Source organism: Tamaricihabitans halophyticus (genome assembly GCF_004340875.1).
GTDB classification, from domain to species: Bacteria; Actinomycetota; Actinomycetes; order Mycobacteriales; family Pseudonocardiaceae; genus Tamaricihabitans; species Tamaricihabitans halophyticus.
This window is the reverse complement of sequence record NZ_SLXQ01000010.1, coordinates 113,496-128,948: the sequence shown is the minus strand read 5'-3', so window position 1 is coordinate 128,948 and position 15,453 is coordinate 113,496. Positions and strand designations below refer to the sequence as shown.

The 15,453-nt window shown below is 66.6% G+C and carries 17 protein-coding genes; 8 read left to right on the top strand and 9 right to left on the bottom strand.

The features are described from left to right. Window positions 1–76: 76 nt before the first annotated feature. Window positions 77–1,162, bottom strand: a complete 1,086-nt coding sequence (locus tag EV191_RS20920; protein ID WP_132878836.1) for an NAD(P)/FAD-dependent oxidoreductase — start codon at window positions 1,160–1,162, stop codon at window positions 77–79. Between the two features lie 192 nt (window positions 1,163–1,354). On the opposite strand from EV191_RS20920, the gene EV191_RS20915 reads away from it, so the two are divergent. After that, a complete protein-coding gene (locus tag EV191_RS20915) occupies window positions 1,355–2,269 on the top strand; it encodes an RNA polymerase sigma-70 factor (RefSeq protein WP_132878835.1) in 915 nt (304 codons plus the stop codon). A 26-nt stretch (window positions 2,270–2,295) separates the two neighbouring features. Here the strand turns inward: EV191_RS20915 and EV191_RS20910 are convergent, their stop codons facing one another. Next, window positions 2,296–2,703, bottom strand: coding sequence for a VOC family protein (locus EV191_RS20910; protein ID WP_132878834.1), 408 nt, complete (start codon window positions 2,701–2,703; stop codon window positions 2,296–2,298). Window positions 2,704–2,862: 159 nt separating this feature from the next. Here EV191_RS20910 and EV191_RS20905 point away from each other — a divergent pair, with 159 nt between their 5' ends. Both EV191_RS20905 and EV191_RS20900 read left to right on the top strand, forming a co-directional pair. Next, window positions 2,863–3,204: an HIT domain-containing protein gene (locus tag EV191_RS20905; protein WP_132878833.1), complete on the top strand. Its 342-nt coding sequence runs from the start codon at window positions 2,863–2,865 to the stop codon at window positions 3,202–3,204. A gap of 67 nt (window positions 3,205–3,271) precedes the next feature. Then, window positions 3,272–4,042, top strand: coding sequence for a hypothetical protein (locus EV191_RS20900; protein ID WP_132878832.1), 771 nt, complete (start codon window positions 3,272–3,274; stop codon window positions 4,040–4,042). 96 nt (window positions 4,043–4,138) lie between these two features. Here the strand turns inward: EV191_RS20900 and EV191_RS20895 are convergent, their stop codons facing one another. Together EV191_RS20895 and EV191_RS20890 are read right to left on the bottom strand one after the other, a co-directional pair. Continuing rightward, window positions 4,139–4,948 carry an Fpg/Nei family DNA glycosylase gene (locus tag EV191_RS20895; protein WP_132878831.1) on the bottom strand — a complete coding sequence of 270 codons (810 nt, stop codon included), beginning with the start codon at window positions 4,946–4,948 and terminating at the stop codon, window positions 4,139–4,141. Window positions 4,949–4,952: 4 nt separating this feature from the next. Next, window positions 4,953–5,426, bottom strand: coding sequence for a ribose-5-phosphate isomerase (locus EV191_RS20890; RefSeq protein WP_132878830.1), 474 nt, complete (start codon window positions 5,424–5,426; stop codon window positions 4,953–4,955). A 144-nt stretch (window positions 5,427–5,570) separates the two neighbouring features. Between EV191_RS20890 and EV191_RS20885 the strand changes: the two genes are divergently transcribed. Then, on the top strand, window positions 5,571–6,392 hold the full coding sequence (locus EV191_RS20885) for an MBL fold metallo-hydrolase (RefSeq protein ID WP_132878829.1): 822 nt from the start codon (window positions 5,571–5,573) through the stop codon (window positions 6,390–6,392). On the opposite strand, the gene EV191_RS20880 is transcribed toward EV191_RS20885, so the two are convergent. Together EV191_RS20880 and EV191_RS20875 are read right to left on the bottom strand one after the other, a co-directional pair. After that, entirely contained in the window at window positions 6,373–7,803 is a 1,431-nt protein-coding gene (locus EV191_RS20880) for an aldehyde dehydrogenase family protein (protein ID WP_132878828.1), read from the bottom strand. The genes EV191_RS20885 and EV191_RS20880 overlap by 20 nt on opposite strands. 126 nt (window positions 7,804–7,929) lie before the next feature. Then, the gene (locus EV191_RS20875) at window positions 7,930–8,562 is read right to left on the bottom strand and encodes a mycothiol-dependent nitroreductase Rv2466c family protein (protein WP_132878827.1); all 633 of its coding nucleotides are present in this window, start codon (window positions 8,560–8,562) and stop codon (window positions 7,930–7,932) included. Between the two features lie 172 nt (window positions 8,563–8,734). Here EV191_RS20875 and pepN point away from each other — a divergent pair, with 172 nt between their 5' ends. Further along, window positions 8,735–11,293, top strand: a complete 2,559-nt coding sequence (pepN, locus tag EV191_RS20870) for an aminopeptidase N (protein ID WP_132878826.1) — start codon at window positions 8,735–8,737, stop codon at window positions 11,291–11,293. Window positions 11,294–11,408: 115 nt separating this feature from the next. Here the strand turns inward: pepN and EV191_RS20865 are convergent, their stop codons facing one another. Together EV191_RS20865 and ctaJ are read right to left on the bottom strand one after the other, a co-directional pair. Beyond that, the gene (locus EV191_RS20865; protein WP_132878825.1) at window positions 11,409–11,891 is read right to left on the bottom strand and encodes a DUF5130 family protein; all 483 of its coding nucleotides are present in this window, start codon (window positions 11,889–11,891) and stop codon (window positions 11,409–11,411) included. Continuing rightward, window positions 11,878–12,135 carry an aa3-type cytochrome oxidase subunit CtaJ gene (gene ctaJ / locus EV191_RS20860; protein WP_132878824.1) on the bottom strand — a complete coding sequence of 86 codons (258 nt, stop codon included), beginning with the start codon at window positions 12,133–12,135 and terminating at the stop codon, window positions 11,878–11,880. The genes EV191_RS20865 and ctaJ overlap by 14 nt, the downstream gene beginning before the upstream one ends. A 332-nt stretch (window positions 12,136–12,467) precedes the next feature. Here ctaJ and EV191_RS30615 point away from each other — a divergent pair, with 332 nt between their 5' ends. After that, window positions 12,468–12,938 (top strand): YdhT family protein, encoded by a 471-nt coding sequence (locus EV191_RS30615; RefSeq protein WP_243659119.1) that lies wholly within the window; start codon window positions 12,468–12,470, stop codon window positions 12,936–12,938. Window positions 12,939–12,987: 49 nt separating this feature from the next. On the opposite strand, the gene EV191_RS20850 is transcribed toward EV191_RS30615, so the two are convergent. Then, window positions 12,988–13,650: an HNH endonuclease gene (locus EV191_RS20850; protein WP_165913036.1), complete on the bottom strand. Its 663-nt coding sequence runs from the start codon at window positions 13,648–13,650 to the stop codon at window positions 12,988–12,990. Between the two features lie 251 nt (window positions 13,651–13,901). Between EV191_RS20850 and EV191_RS20845 the strand changes: the two genes are divergently transcribed. After that, window positions 13,902–14,999, top strand: coding sequence for a mechanosensitive ion channel family protein (locus EV191_RS20845; RefSeq protein WP_243659099.1), 1,098 nt, complete (start codon window positions 13,902–13,904; stop codon window positions 14,997–14,999). Window positions 15,000–15,047: 48 nt separating this feature from the next. Beyond that, window positions 15,048–15,431 (top strand): globin, encoded by a 384-nt coding sequence (locus tag EV191_RS20840; RefSeq protein ID WP_132878822.1) that lies wholly within the window; start codon window positions 15,048–15,050, stop codon window positions 15,429–15,431. Window positions 15,432–15,453: the final 22 nt, after the last annotated feature.

The window sequence follows — 15,453 nt, the reverse complement described above, 5'->3', positions numbered from 1 at the left end:
GCCATATCGGCGGTACCGCACGAGCCGTAATCCTTTGTGGACCGCCAACCCTCGCCGCGAACGGTTAACCCAGTGGTCAGATACCAATGCCGGCTCGGGTGACCGCCCGAATACCTCGGCTGGCCGCCTCTTTCGTCAGCGCCGCGGCACCGCCAGCGAAATACGCCCGCCGGGGCGTGTCGTCGCGGTACGCGAACTGGTTCACCGCGTCCTTGCGGCCGAGGCTGACACCCTGACCGAAATAGCGCCAGGAGTACGGCCTGGGCACCCGCCCGGCGACCAGCCGCGCCAACGTATCGACCGCGTGCGAGGCCTGTGGCAGGGCCACCTGACAGGCGAACCTGGCGCCCGGCACGCCCGCACAGTCCCCGATCGCGAAGATCCGCCCATCGCTCACACTGCGCAAGTAGTGATCCACGACCGCCCGGCCGCTCGCATCGACTTCGAGCCCGCTTCGCGCCGCCAGCGCGGGCACCTCGGCCACCACGGCCCACAGGGTCAGTTCGCTGGACAATCTCGCCCCGGAGGAGAGCCGCAGCAGCCCAGCGGTTGGACCAGCGCCCGTACCGCGCTCGGCAATATCGACCACGGTGTCGGCGACAACCTCGACGTTCAGCCGTGCCAGTCCGGCGAGCACGCGGTCACGCGCCGAATGCGCGAAGTAGTCCGCGATCGCCGCACCCACCAGCCGCACCCGGAGATCCGGTCGCGCCTCGGCAACCTCGGTCGCCGTCTCGATGCCCGTCGAACCTCCCCCGACCACCGTCACGGTGTCGCCCGCGCCTAGAGCGGCCAGCGCCGCGCGGGCACGCTGCGCACCTTCCCAGCTGTCCACCGGCACAGTGCCAGGCATGGGCCGGGAGGCACTACCGACCGCGAGAAACGCGTAGTCGAATTCGAGGCTCGCACCATCGGCGAGATGCGCCGCGCCCGCCCCGAGCTTGTCCACCACGCCCACCCGCGCGGTAATGCCATCCCGCAGCATCGCGCTCAGCGGCGTACTCGCCTCGTGCGATCCCACGATCCGCTGGTGCAGCCGAACTCGCTCGACGAACTCGGGCCGCGCGTTGAGCACCGTGACCTCGGCCGCCGGTAGCTTCCTTGCCAGCCGGTTCGCCGCGAACGTACCCGCGTAGCCGGCGCCCACAACCACGATCCTCATGGTGACCTCCTGATCGGCTCAACTAGTCGACATGGAGATGCCGGCGCCCCGGTTCGCGTGACAACCGGCGCGGACCTCAAGCACCTAAAGTGGCGTAGGACACAGCTGAGTACAGGACACTGGCGGGCCTGTCACAAACCCACGCGGTCCGGGGTCCTCTGGGGAAGCAGCAGCGAGCGAACGGAGACCACTATGGCCAGCGCGGCGCGACCCGGCGCGACGGAAGACCAGCAGCACTCCGCGACCGATGCGTTTCTCACCCACCGGAACCTGCTGTTCACGGTTGCCTACGAAATGCTCGGCTCGGCGGCGGACGCGGAGGATGTGCTGCAGGAAACCTGGCTGCGGTGGGCCGATGTCGAGCACGCCGCGATCAGGGACGCCCGCGCGTACCTGATCAGGATCACCACCCGCCAGGCGCTCACCCGGCTGCGCACGCTCAGCCGGCGCAAGGAGTCCTATGTCGGCCCCTGGCTACCCGAACCGCTGCTGACCGCCCCCGACGTAGCCGAAGACGTCGAGCTGGCGGAAAGCGTTTCGATCGCGATGCTGCTGGTACTGGAAACCCTCACCCCCACCGAGCGCGCCGTGTTCGTGCTGCGTGAGGTGTTCGACGTGAGCTATCGCGAGATCGCGGACGCGGTCGACAAGAGCGCGGCGACGGTCCGGCAGATCGCGCATCGCGCCCGGGAACACGTCGCCGCTCGCCGGCCACGCACCGGCACCACCTCAGCCGAAACCAAGGCGGCGCTTGCGGCGTTTCAACGGGCGATCACCACGGGCGAGGTACAGGATCTGGTCGACATCCTGGCACCGGGCGTCGTCGCGATGGGCGATGGCGGGGGTGCTCGCCGGGTGATGCCGCGCCCGATCGTCGGCGCGGACAAGGTCGCCAGGTTGCTCAGCGCCGGGATCGACGCGGGTGGACTACTTTCCTTCGAACCCGTGCTGATCAACGGAAACCCGGCGCTGCTCAGCCGCGTCAACGGGGAACTCGACGGCGTATTCACAGTCCGCATGGAAGCTGGGCTGATCACCGGACTGTTCTATGTGCGCAACCCGGCGAAACTGTCTCGTGTGGAGCAATCGACCACGATCAGCCGGTGACGGCGTGTTTCGTGCACTGTGGACGATTACGCCAGGTTCAGTTGCCAGGAGACACCGAACCGGTCGGTCAGCCAGCCAAACTTGGCGCTGAAGCCGTAGGAATCCAGCGGCATCAACTCGCCGCCACCTTCGGAAAGCGCGGCATACAACCGATCGATCTCCTCGGCCGTATCGCACTGCACGTACAGCGACACGGCCGGGGTGAACCCGAAGTCGTGCGGCATGCTGCTGTCGATACACATCAACCGCTGCCCCGCGATGGTGAACGTCGCATGCTGAACCTGACGGGCCAGCGGACCGCTTTCCGGTCCGTAGTGGGTCATCGACAGGATCGCTCCGTCGGCGAACAGCGAAACGTAGAAGTTCATCGCCGCTTCCGCCTGCTTGCCTTCAAACATCAGGAAAGTGGTGATCTTCGGTGCCGCCACGGTCATGGTCGTCTCCAGTTCCTCGCCGCTGTTCCAGTTAACCAACTCAGGCTTTATATAAGCACTTTCTTATATAGCAGCCGAGTTGACAATAGTTCGCCTGCTACGGTCTGGCTGCTGATCATGCCTGACCCCGGCCAGCAAAACTCTGCGTTAGGAAGCGCTATGCAGTGCGTGTTCTGCCGGATCGTCCACGGTGAGCTACCGGCCACGGTGATACACGAAACCGATTCGGTGCTCGCCTTCCGCGATCTCAGCCCACAGGCCGCCACCCACGTGCTGGTGATCCCGAAAACGCACCACACAGACGTGGCGGCGATGACCGAGGCCGATCCGCCACTGGCCGGCGCCGTGCTCGCCGCGGCCGCGGAGGTCGCCCGAATCGACCGGGTTGTCGAGTCCGGCTACCGACTCGTGTTCAATACTGGACGCGACGCCAATCAGACCGTCTTCCATGTGCACTGTCATGTGTTGGCCGGCCGACCGATGACGTGGCCACCCGGCTAAACGTTCCCGGGAACTTCCGGACCGGTGTCCGCGTTGTCCCGTTCAGAATCACCCCTGGGAGGTAGGAGTGGAGACACCCCTGATCCTGCTCGCGCTCGTGATCGTGATCATCGGGCTCGGCGTGGTCACCGTGCGCAAGAACGCAGCGGCTCGCCAGCAACGCCTGGAAGACGCCAAGGCCGAGTCCCGCCGTTGGGTCGAGCGCCTCGGCGGCCAGGTCATGAACCTCACCGGGACGGACACCGCGTCCCAGCAGGCGATCGCGGATGCCGCCGAGCGCTACACCGCGGCGGGTTCCCAGATGGAGCAGGCAACCAGCGTCGAGCAGTGTCGCCTGGTCACCGAGACCGCCGCGGAGGGTCTGTACTACGTGCGCGCCGCGCGGGTTGCGATGGGCATGGACCCCGGACCGGAGCCGCCGATGCTGAACGGTCAGCGGGACGCCGGCAAGGTCAGCGAGCACCGCAAGGTCACCGTGGAGGGCGAGGACTACGAGGCCTCGCCGGAGCCGGGCGCGAACACGCCGCACTACTACCCCGGTGGTCGGGTCGCCGGTCGGCCGGTGCCACAGGGTTGGTACAGCCAGCCGTGGTGGAAGCCCGCGCTGGTAGCTGGCGCCTGGGGTGTCGGCTCGATGATGCTCTTCAGCACGATGTTCGCCGGGATGGCCGGAGTGCCTTACGCCGCGGGTGACATGGGCGGCGATATGGACGGCGGCGGCGACATGGGCGGCGAAGGCGATATGGGCGACGGCGGTGACATGGGCGGCGACATGGGTGGCGACTTCGGTGGTGGAGACTTCGGCGACATGGGCGGCTTCGGCGACTTCGGCTTCTGAGCAGGCACACCCTCGGTGCCCGCAATCTCTAGGGATCTTGCGGGCATCGGGGCTCTTGTGCACCCGCTGTGATCGCGTTCTTTAGGGTTAGCGAGGTCAGGCTGGCTGGCAGGTCGGGCACCAGTAGAGCTTGCGGCCGGCCAGCTCCTGAATGCGCACCTCCGTGCCACAGATCAGGCACGGCTGCCCAGCCCGCCGGTAGACGTACACCTCGCCACCGTGCGGATCCTCGCGGGGCGCCCGTCCAGTCACCTCGGGCAGGTGCTCGGGACGGACGGTGTCAATGCGCCCGGTGCGTACCCCCAACCGCATCAGGCGCACCAGATCCGTCCAGATCGCCTGCCAGTCCGGCGAGTCCAGTTCCCTGCCGGGCAACAGCGGCGGCAAGCCATGCCGGAACAACACCTCGGCCCGGTACACATTGCCGACGCCGGCGAGCACCGACTGGTCCATCAGCAATGTGGCGATTGACGTCCGCGACCGCGAAATGCGCTGCCAGGCGCGGTCCGGGTCGGCGTCCCCGCGGATCGGGTCCGGACCCAGCCGCGCGCGAACAGCCGCCACCTCGTCCTCGGTGATCAGCCGGCAGGCGTTCGGCCCACGCAGGTCCGTCCAGTAGCGCTGGCCGACCATCCGCATCCGCACCTGGCCGATCGGTGGGCCAGCCGGCACCTTCGCCTCGCTGAACTTCCCGTACAGCCCCAGATGTACATGCACCACGGCATCCGGCCCGTACTCGTGGAACAGGTGTTTGCCGTGTGCTTCGGCGGCCCGCAGTACCCGACCGTCGATCCGCGCGGCGCTTTCCGCGAACCGGCCCTGCGGGCTGGATACCGCCACCGGTTCACCCGCGTACCTTCGCTGGTGCAGCCGCGCCAGCCGGTGCAGCGTATGCCCTTCCGGCATGCCGTCAGGCGGTCGGCAGCGCGGGTGGCTCTCCGGTGCGCTCGTAGTCGCGCAGCATCTCGATCCGCCGGATATGCCGTTCATCACCGGAGAACGGGGTGGCAACGAAGGTATCCACGATCCGCGCCGCCTCCTCGGGCGAGTGCATCCGCGCGCCCACCCCGATGATCTGGGCGTCGTTGTGCTCCCGCGCCAGCTGGGCGATCTCGGCACTCCAGGCGAGCGCGGCGCGCGCGCCTGGCACCTTGTTCGCGGCGATCTGTTCACCGTTGCCGGAGCCACCGAGCACCACGCCGAGGCTGCCTTCGTCGGCTACCACTCGACGCGCGGTCGCCACGCAGAACGGCGGGTAGTCGTCGAGGGCGTCGTATTCGGCGGGGCCGACGTCGACGACCTCGTGGCCTGCCTCGGTCAGATGAGCAACCAGGTAGGACTTCAGTTCGAAGCCCGCATGATCGGAACCAATGTAGACGCGCACATCGGGAAGTCTGCCAAACGCGATATCGGCCGCCGTGCGGAGGCATGCCCTTCGATTGATCCAGGTGCCCGCTGAAGCGATACGGTCCCATCAGTACAAACCCAGTAGCGCGAAACCCAACCAACGGAAAACCGGTGCTCAGCGATGACTGATGGACGATGGCTCACGCTCAGCGATGGCGTGCTGGTCCGCCGCTACCCGGAACTGGATCTGTCGATCGGTCTGATCGTCGGAACACGGTCCGCACTGGTCGTCGATACCCGAGGGGACGAGACCCAGGGCGCGGAGCTGGCCACCGCGATCAGCGAGATCACGACGCTGCCGTATGCGGTGGTCTACACGCACGGTCATTTCGACCACACCTTCGGCACCGCCGCGCTCACCCCGACCAAGGTATGGGCACACCGGCGCTGCGCGGACTGGCTTCGCCAGTACGCCGAGGCAGGCCGAGCTCACTGGGTCGAGCGCTACCGCGAGGAAAACCGACCGGATATCGCGGGCGCGCTCGCACACGCCCGCCTCGTCCCGCCGGATACTTTCCTGGAAGTCTCCGTCGAACTGGATCTCGGTGACCGAACTGTCCAATTGCTACACCCGGGACGAGGGCACACCGATCACGATGTCGTGGTACACCTGCCACAGGAGCGGATCGTGTTCGCCGGGGATCTACTCGAACACGGCGCACCGCCACAGTTCGACGAGGCCTACCCGAACGAGTGGCCGACCACATTGGACACGATGCTGGCGCTGGAACCCGCCGTCCTGCAACCAGGGCACGGCGATCCGGCCAGCCCCGCCTTCGCCACCGCGCAGCGTGGCGATATCGCGATCCTTGCCGCGCTGTGCCACGAGGTACAGGCTGGTACGCGCGATGCGGACAGCGCCATCGCGCGGTCGCCCTATCCCGCGGAGACCACGCGTACGGCGCTCGCCCGCACCGCGGCGCTCAGCGCTGGATCGACTTGAGTTCGGTGAACTCCTCGAGTCCGAACTGCCCTAGCTCCCTGCCGTTGCCGGACTGCTTGTACCCACCGAACGGGGCGAGCGGGTTGAAGCCGCCGCCGTTCACGTCGACCTGTCCGGTCCGCATCCGCCTTGCCACCGACATGGCCCGCTCGTCGTCAGCCGAGAACACCGCACCGGCCAGGCCGTAGATCGTCGAGTTGGCGATCTCCACCGCTTCGTCCTCATCCCGGTACGGCAAGATGGACAGCACCGGCCCGAAGATCTCCTCCTGCGCGATGGTCATCTCCGGCCGCACATTGGCGAATACGGTCGGCGCCACATAGGCCCCGGTAGCCGGCAACGCTGAGGTATCGGCGCCACCGAAGGCGACCGTGGCACCTTCGGCCACGCCTCGTTCGATATAGCCGAGCACGCGCTCCCGCTGCGTCGCCGACGACATCGGCCCGACCCTGGTCGACTCGTCGGTTGGGTCGCCAACGGTGTATTTCGCGGCGGCCGCTCCTGCCAGCTCGACCACCTCGTCGTGCTGGTCCGCCGGAACCAGCATCCGGGTCCAGGCCGTACAGGTCTGCCCACCGTTGATGTAGGTGTTCGCCAGCCCAAGCTTGACCGCCTTGGTGAGGTCGGCGTCGTCCAGCACGATGTTGGCCGATTTCCCGCCCAGTTCGAGGGCTACCCGCTTGACGGTATCCGCGGCGACGGCGGAAACGCGGCGCCCTGCCCGTGTCGAACCGGTGAACGACACCATGTCGATGTCCGGGTGGCCGGCGATCTCCTCACCCACCACCGGACCGGTGCCGTGCACCAGGTTCACCACGCCAGCCGGCACGCCTGCCTCGGCAAGCACTTCCATCAGGATGCCCGCGTTGAGCGGTGCGATCTCGCTCGGCTTGAGCACGACCGTGCAGCCGGCTGCCAGCGCGGGCACGACCTTGTTCACGATCTGGTGCAGCGGATAGTTCCATGGCGTGATGCACCCCACCACGCCGATCGGCTCGCGCAGCACCAGTGAGTTGCCGATCTCCTGGCTGAAGGAGTAACCACCTTCCAGCAGGTCGGCGAGCCCCTTCGAGGTAGCGACGGGGATACTCGCCTGTACCTTCTGCGCGAACGAGATCGGTGAACCCATTTCCGCGGTGATCGTCGCCGCGATTTCCGCGTGTCGGGCGGCGAGCCCTTCAGAGATACGGCGAACCAGCGCGGCGCGCTCGGCGAGCGGGGTGCTGGCCCAGGATGGGAAGGCCTTACGCGCCGCGGTGACCGCGGCATCCACCTCGGCGGCCGAGCCGGCAGGGATACTCGCGATCACGTCCTCGGTCGCCGGGTTGACGACCTCAATCCGTTCGCTGCCGCCAGCAAGTTGCTCGCCGTCGATCACATGCGTATTGCGGGTCGTCACCGGAGCCGTCATGGATCCCTCCTCGAGGCATCGTCTGGGTTCGTTCGGCGTCGTAGGCGTATCAGGCGCCACACGTCTACCCGTCACCTTGCCATACCCATCGCGACGGACAATCTCGCCGAACCTCGCGCGACCGACTCAGTTGAAGTCGAGTTCCCCGGTGCGAGTGCGCTTGAGCTCAAAGAAGTGCTCGTAGCCGGCAAGCAGCCGGGCGCCGTCGAAGATCCGCACGGCATCCTCGCCGCGGGGGATCTTGGTGAGCACCGGGCCGAAGTAGGCCACGCCGTCCACGTGAATGGTGGGCGTACCCACATCCATTCCCACCGGGTCCATGCCCTCGTGATGGCTCTTCCGCAGCGCTTCGTCGTACTCGGTCGATGTCGCCGCGTTGGCCAGTTCGGCCGGTAGACCAACCTCGGCAAGTGCCTCGTCGATGACCCGCAGGTAGTCCTGGACGCCCTCGTTGTGCAGGCGCCGACCCATCGCCGTGTACAGGTCGCGCAGCACCTCCTCGCCCTTGAGCTGCGCGGCGGCGATCGCGACGCGCACCGGTCCCCAACCGGCCGTCATCAGTTCCCGGTACTGCTCGGGCAGGTCGTCCCGACCCTCATTGAGCACGGACAGGCTCATCACCCGAAACCGCAGGTCGATCTCGCGGTGTTGTTCCACCTCCAGAATCCAGCGCGAGGTGATCCAGGCGAACGGGCAGAGCGGGTCGAAGTAGAAGTCGACCTTGGTCGGCCGGGTGGACTCCTGCTGGGAAGGACTCATCAAACACTCCATATCTCGGACTGGATGGCGGTAACCGCGCAACCGCCAAAACGCGGGTTCACTACCCCCGTCAACCCGCGGATCGCCGCAGTTCTTCCATGCCGCGCGAAGTACTCGACGCACGTGGTTGGATTGCCGCGGAAACCAGCAACGACGTGACCTGAGGAGCGCAGTGGCCCCGCCCAATCTGACCCGACAACAAGCCGAGCAGCGTGCCGAAACGCTGGACGTCGACTCGTACACCATCGAGCTCGATCTGACCGACGGTCGTGGCGGGCCGGGCGAGCAGACCTTCTCTTCGGTGACCACGATCAACTTCACCGCTACCCAAGGCATTGACAGCTGGGTGGACCTGATCGCCCCGACCGTGCACGCGGCCGAGCTCAACGGTGCGCCGGTCGAACTCGGCGACTACGCCGAGGACACCGGGATCGTGTTGCCGGCGCTGAACACGCAGAACACGCTGACCGTGCGGGCCGACTGCCAGTACATGAACACCGGCGAGGGACTCCACCGGTTCGTCGACCCGGTGGACGGCGGGGTGTACCTCTACACCCAGTTCGAGACGGCGGACGCCAAGCGCATGTTCGCCTGCTTCGATCAGCCGGATCTCAAGGCGACCTACCAGCTGACGGTGCTCGCCCCAGCCGATTGGCATGTGGTGTCCAACGCGCTGGTCGAATCCACCGAGCGCACCCCCGAAGGTGCCGTGCGCACCGTATTCGCCACCACCGAGCGCATCTCGACCTATCTGGTCGCACTTGTCGCCGGGCCGTACGCGCAGTGGCGGGACAGCTTCACCGACGAGCACGGCACGATTCCGCTCGGCATCTACTGCCGGTCCTCCCTTGCCGAGTACATGGACGCCGAGCGGCTGTTTACCGAAACCAAGCAGGGCTTTGGCTTCTACCACAAGAACTTCGGCGTCACCTACCCGTTCAGCAAGTACGACCAGCTGTTCGTGCCCGAGTTCAACGCGGGCGCGATGGAAAACGCCGGCTGCGTCACCTTTCTCGAGGATTACGTGTTCCGCAGCCGGGTTACCCGCTACGCCTACGAGCGGCGCTGCGAGACACTGCTGCACGAGATGGCGCATATGTGGTTCGGCGATCTCGTCACCATGCGCTGGTGGAACGACCTGTGGTTGAACGAGTCGTTCGCTACCTTCGCTAGCGTGCTCGCGCAGTCCGAGGCAACCGAATACCGGCATGCCTGGACGAGTTTCGCGAATATCGAGAAGTCCTGGGCGTACCGCCAGGATCAGCTGCCGTCCACCCATCCGGTCGCCGCGGATATCCCGGACCTGCAGGCCGTTGAGGTGAACTTTGACGGGATCACCTACGCCAAGGGCGCGAGCGTGCTCAAGCAACTGGTTGCCTACGTCGGCCAGGAGAACTTCCTTTCCGGGCTGAAGGTGTATTTCGGCAAGCACGCCTGGCAGAACGCCACCCTTGCCGATCTACTCGCGGCGCTTGAAGAGGCATCCGGCCGCGACCTGTCCTGGTGGAGCGCGCAGTGGCTGGAAACGACCGGGCTGAACGCGCTGCGCCCGAAGTTCAGCGTGGCCACCGACGGCACCTTCCAGGAGTTCGCGGTGCTGCAGACTGGGGCCAAGCCCGGTGCTGGCGAGCTGCGTACGCACCGCACCGCGATCGGGATCTACGACGAGGACGGCAGCGGCCGGCTGGTCCGTACGCACCGCGTTGAACTCGATGTCTCCGGCGAGCGCACCGAGGTGCCCGAGCTGGTCGGCGTGGATCGCGGCAAGCTGGTGCTGGTCAATGATGATGACCTGACCTACTGCGCGATGCGGCTGGACGTGGATTCGCTGACCACGCTGGTGGATCGGATCGCGGATATCACCGATCCATTGCCCCGGACGCTGTGTTGGTCCGCGGCCTGGGAGATGACCAGGGAAGCCGAGCTGAAAGCGCGCGATTTCGTCACGCTGGTGTGCCGAGGGCTGCACGCGGAAAGCGAGGTGGGCGTGGTGCAGCGGCTGCTGATGCAGACGCAGGCCGCGCTGTCCTCGTACGCCGACCCGCGGTGGGCTCCCGAAGGGTGGGCGCGGTTCACCGATCGCTTGCTCGATCTCGCGCGCTCCGGTGAAGCCGGCTCGGATCACCAGCTCGCCTTCGTGAACGCCCTGACCGCCTCGGTACTGACGGCGGACAAGGTGTCGGTACTCGCTGGCTGGCTGGACGGCAGCGCCCCGCTCGAGGGGCTGGTCGTGGACACGGATCTGCGCTGGCGGTTGTTGTTCGCGCTGGTGGCGCACGGCGCTGCCGGCGAAGCCGAGATCGCGGCCGAGTTGGACCGTGATCCGACCGCGACCGGCCAGCGGCATGCGGAGCGGGCTCGGGCGCTGCGGCCGACCGCGACGGCGAAGGCCGAGGCATGGCGGCGTGCGGTGCACGACGACGAACTGCCGAACGCGGTGAACGAGTCGATCATCGCGGGCTTCGCGCATCCGGCGCAGAAGCAGCTGATCGCGGACTACGTTGAGCACTATTTCGCCGAGGTGGCGGAGGTGTGGGCGCGCAGGTCAAGTGAGCGGGCGCAACCGGTCGTCCTTGGGCTGTTCCCCGCCTGGGCGGTGGACCAGCAGACGGTGCGCGTGGCGGACGAGTGGCTGGCCGGCGATCATCCGCCGGCGCTGCGCAGGCTCGTCTCCGAGGGGCGGGCAGGGATCGTGCGGGCACTGGCAGCACGTGAATTCGACCAGTCCTGACGAAGGGCCAGCATGCCCGGCTGCTCAGGTGCGGTGTTCTGGTGCCCCGAATCCTCCGTGGGTCGGGGCACCAGTCCACTCATCCCGCTGGTCTTGGGGAGCGAGTCGTTGGGACCTAGTCGTTGGGCGGGGTTCCGGCCGCGTCGGTGAGCATCCGGAGCCCGCTGACGAGCCCGCCGGCCAGATCGCCTTCCTTGAAGGAGGCGACCATGCTCATCACCGCGAGCTTGCAGCCGCGATCGGGCAGCCGGCGCCGCGCCTCGGGGCCGGTCACGATCTCCAGCACGCGCTGGTTCGGCGAGATCGCGACGAGTACGGACTCGGCGCCACCATCCGCGGTGGACCGAAGCAGCAGTTCGGCGTTGTGCCGGGAGTCCTCACCGAGGTCACCGAGATAAACGCTGAAATCGAGCCCGGTGGTGCGACTGGACAATGTCAACGCTTCATCGATATGCGTCAGTTGGACCGGGGTGAATGGTCCACTTGGCTCATCGAGGTCGACCTTTTGCGCGGCCGACAGTCGGCCGCTCGCCGTCACCGCTTCGCCGTGGGCCGGCTGATAATCGGCGGGGACAGTAGCCAATTTACCAGCTGCCACGTGCACCTCCGGTTTCCATCTGCGGGGCGGCCTCGTCCGCCGCGCCCGCCGCGACCCGGCTGGGGTGGTCGGCGCTGATCCCCGCGGGATTCGCGGTCCACCACTGTGCCGGGTAGTCCCATTCCTGACCAGGACGATAACGGCCCGCACCTGCGGACTTGCGCCGCAACGTCATGAGGCTGAGCACGCCATAGATGGCGAGCGGAGCCACCGCAAAGACAAGGATCGTCTCCATCACGCTCACGCTCGTACCGTAGCGGACAACGGCGGTTTCCAGCGCACCGGTGCCGCGAGAAGCGCCCAGGAACACACAATCTCGCGTACGCGAACGCAATACGTGACATCCAGGTGGACCATGTCACAAACCTCGCATTCTCCCCCGACTGTCGCCGCTTGACCTCGGTCGTTAAGCGCAGTATCGGCGCGCGAAGGTTGGCAACTCACCGTACAGGCGGACCCACTCATCGTTTGCCGCTTGTCGACACCGCGGAACACTTCTAGCTTTTCACCTAGACGGACCTTGCAACCTGGCCAATCCCCCAGATTGACCAGTCAGCATCGCGGAGAGGATACGCCATGTACATCACCTTCCCACCCATTCAGGCGAGCCCGCTCCCCCAAAAGATGAACAAGGAGCTACTGATCGCTTCTGGCTCTGCTGTTGGTAGCACGGCCGCGGCCGACCGAGTGGTCACGTCGGGTACCCAATCCCTCCCGTTCGATTCGGCTCTTCGTGGGACCCGCATCACCAGTGGCACGCGTATCACCAACCGCACCGAGGGCACTCGGATCACCAGCAAGGCCAGCGGCACCCGCATCACCAACCGCACCGAGGGCACTCGGATCACCAGCAAGGCCAGCGGCACCCGCATCACCAACCACGCCGAAGGCACCCGCATCACCAGCAAGACCAGCGGAACCCGCATCACCAGCGGAACCCGCATCACCAACCACGCCGAAGGCACCCGCATCACCAGCAAGACCAGCGGAACCCGCATCACCGGTCATGCCGAAGGCACGCGGATCACCGCCAGCGCCGCCGCCTGAACATCAGTCCGGCGTCGAGGGTCCGGATGACGCGGCGCAAACGTCCGGATCAGGCAGCCGGCGCACCCAGATACGGCCGCCACAACGGGTCCGCGTCCGGTACATCGGCGAGAAGTCGCCAATGCATCCCGCGCGGGGCGCTGGGCGTCGTGCACAACCGCCAACCGAGTTCGGTGAGCAGTTTGTCGGCCTTGCGGTGGTTGCACTTGGCGCAGGAGGCAACACAGTTCTGCCAGCTGTGCGCGCCACCCCGGCTACGCGGCACCACGTGATCGATGGTTTCCGCGCGGGCCCCGCAGTACACACAACGGTACCGGTCGCGATGCATCAGCCCGGCGCGGGTCAGCGGAGCCTGACCGCGATACGGCACGCGCACATAGCTGCTCAACTTGATCACCGACGGCACGAGCACGTTCGACCTCGCCGAATGCAGCACCATGCCGGTCGGATCGCCATGCACGATCTCGGCCTTGCCACAGACAAGGAGCACGATCGCGCGGCGCATCGGCAAGGCGGTGAGTGGTTCGAACGTCGCATTGAGTAGCAGCACCCTGCGCCGCGCCCACGGCACCGAGGCCGCCAGTCCTGACCGGTGCTGGGCGCCATTCTCGGCAGCGGGATCCAGCGAACCGGTCTCGGGTGATCGACTCCAACTTCGAAGGGCAGTACCTGGCCCGGAGCGCAGCGTGCCCTCAGACGCTGCCCGGGTCACGGCGCGATCCGGGGCGCCTATTCGGGTTGGATGTCGATCTGGCACTCGACCACCTCCACAGGTGCAGGCATAGTCGACCACATTTGGCCCCCGGAACGCACGTCTGTTGCGTGACGTGTCACCAAACACATAGCGCCGGCGAGGTGATCACTCCCGCGCACGGTTGTTCAAACGCACGTACCTTGGTCGGAGGAACCCACTGGCGGCCCACCCCGGAGCATGACCGCGCCGCCACCCCGCACGGCTGGAGCATGACTGAACCGCAGATGAACGGACCTACCACCGCTGTCCATGCCGCCGAGACCCCGCTCGGCGGCAACTTCGTCGCCGCACCGGATCTCCCGCCCATCGCACAGGGCCCGGCGCCAACACCGCCGGCCTGCACGGAGTCCGCCGGCAGCTGGTGCGACCAGATCTACCGCCTGACGCACAACGATTGGCTGGCTTCCTCGGCCGAGTGGCTGGTCGCCAAGCCGCTCAACATCCTGCTGATCCTGGTGATCGCCTTCGTGGTGCGCTGGCTGGCCCGCCGGGTGATCAACCGGCTCACCAGCGGCAACGGCATCAAGACACCGGCGATCCTGCGGCCGCTGCGAGAGCGGGCCCCGGCCGGTCTCAGCGCGCTGAACTCGGAACGTCGGCGGCAACGGGCACGCACGATCGGCTCGGTGCTGAAGTCGATCACGTCCTTCGTGGTCTTCGGTCTTGCCTTCGTGCTGATCCTCGGCGAGCTGGGCATCCAGCTAGGGCCGATCATCGCCTCGGCCGGCATTCTCGGGGTCGCGCTCGGTTTCGGCGCGCAGAATCTGGTCAAGGACTTCCTGTCCGGAATGTTCATGATGTTGGAGGACCAGTACGGCGTCGGCGATTGGGTGGATCTAGGTGAAGCAAGCGGCACCGTCGAGGCCATTGGCCTACGGGTAACCACGCTGCGCGACGTGGGTGGCACCGTCTGGTACGTGCGCAACGGCGAGGTGATCCGGGTGGGCAACTCCAGCCAGGGTTTCGCGGTCGCCGTGGTGGATCTTCCGGTCAGTTACGAGGCGGATGTCGAGCAAGCGACGCGACTGCTCGCGGCGGTGGCAGAGGAGGCGACCTCCGACGACAGCATCGCGCAGCACGTCCTGGAACCGCCCGAGGTGCTCGGCGTCGAACAGGTCTCCGCGGAGAGTCTGACGCTGCGGTTGACCGTGAAGGTACGACCGGGACAGCAATGGCGGGTGCAGCGGGTACTGCGCGGCCGGATCATGGCCGCGCTGGAGGACGCCGGCTTCGAACCACCGATGGCACGGCTGTTCGGGACCGGCCCGCAGGGCGGCTCCAGCACCGCCCAGCAGGGCGACGCCTGAGGCCCCGGCAGGCGATCCGCTTCTCATGGATAGGACACAATGACCGATATGGCGACCTCGGAAACCTTTTACGACCTCGTTGGCGGCGAGCAGACGTTTCGGCAGATCGTCGCCAGGTTCTACGCGGAGGTAGCCAAGGACGAGCTGCTGCGTCCGCTCTATCCGGAGGAGGATCTGGGCCCCGCGGAAGAACGGCTGCGGCTGTTCCTGATGCAGTACTGGGGCGGACCACACACCTATTCGGAGCAACGCGGACATCCGCGCCTGCGTATGCGGCATGCACCGTTCAAGATCGGCCCGTTCGAACGGGACGCCTGGCTGCGCTGCATGCGAATCGCGGTAGACGAGGCTGACCTGCAGGAAGAGCAACGAGACCGGCTCTGGCAGTACCTGGAAATGGCGGCGCACTCGCTAATGAACAGCTGGGATTAGTCACCCGATCTAGCTAGACAAA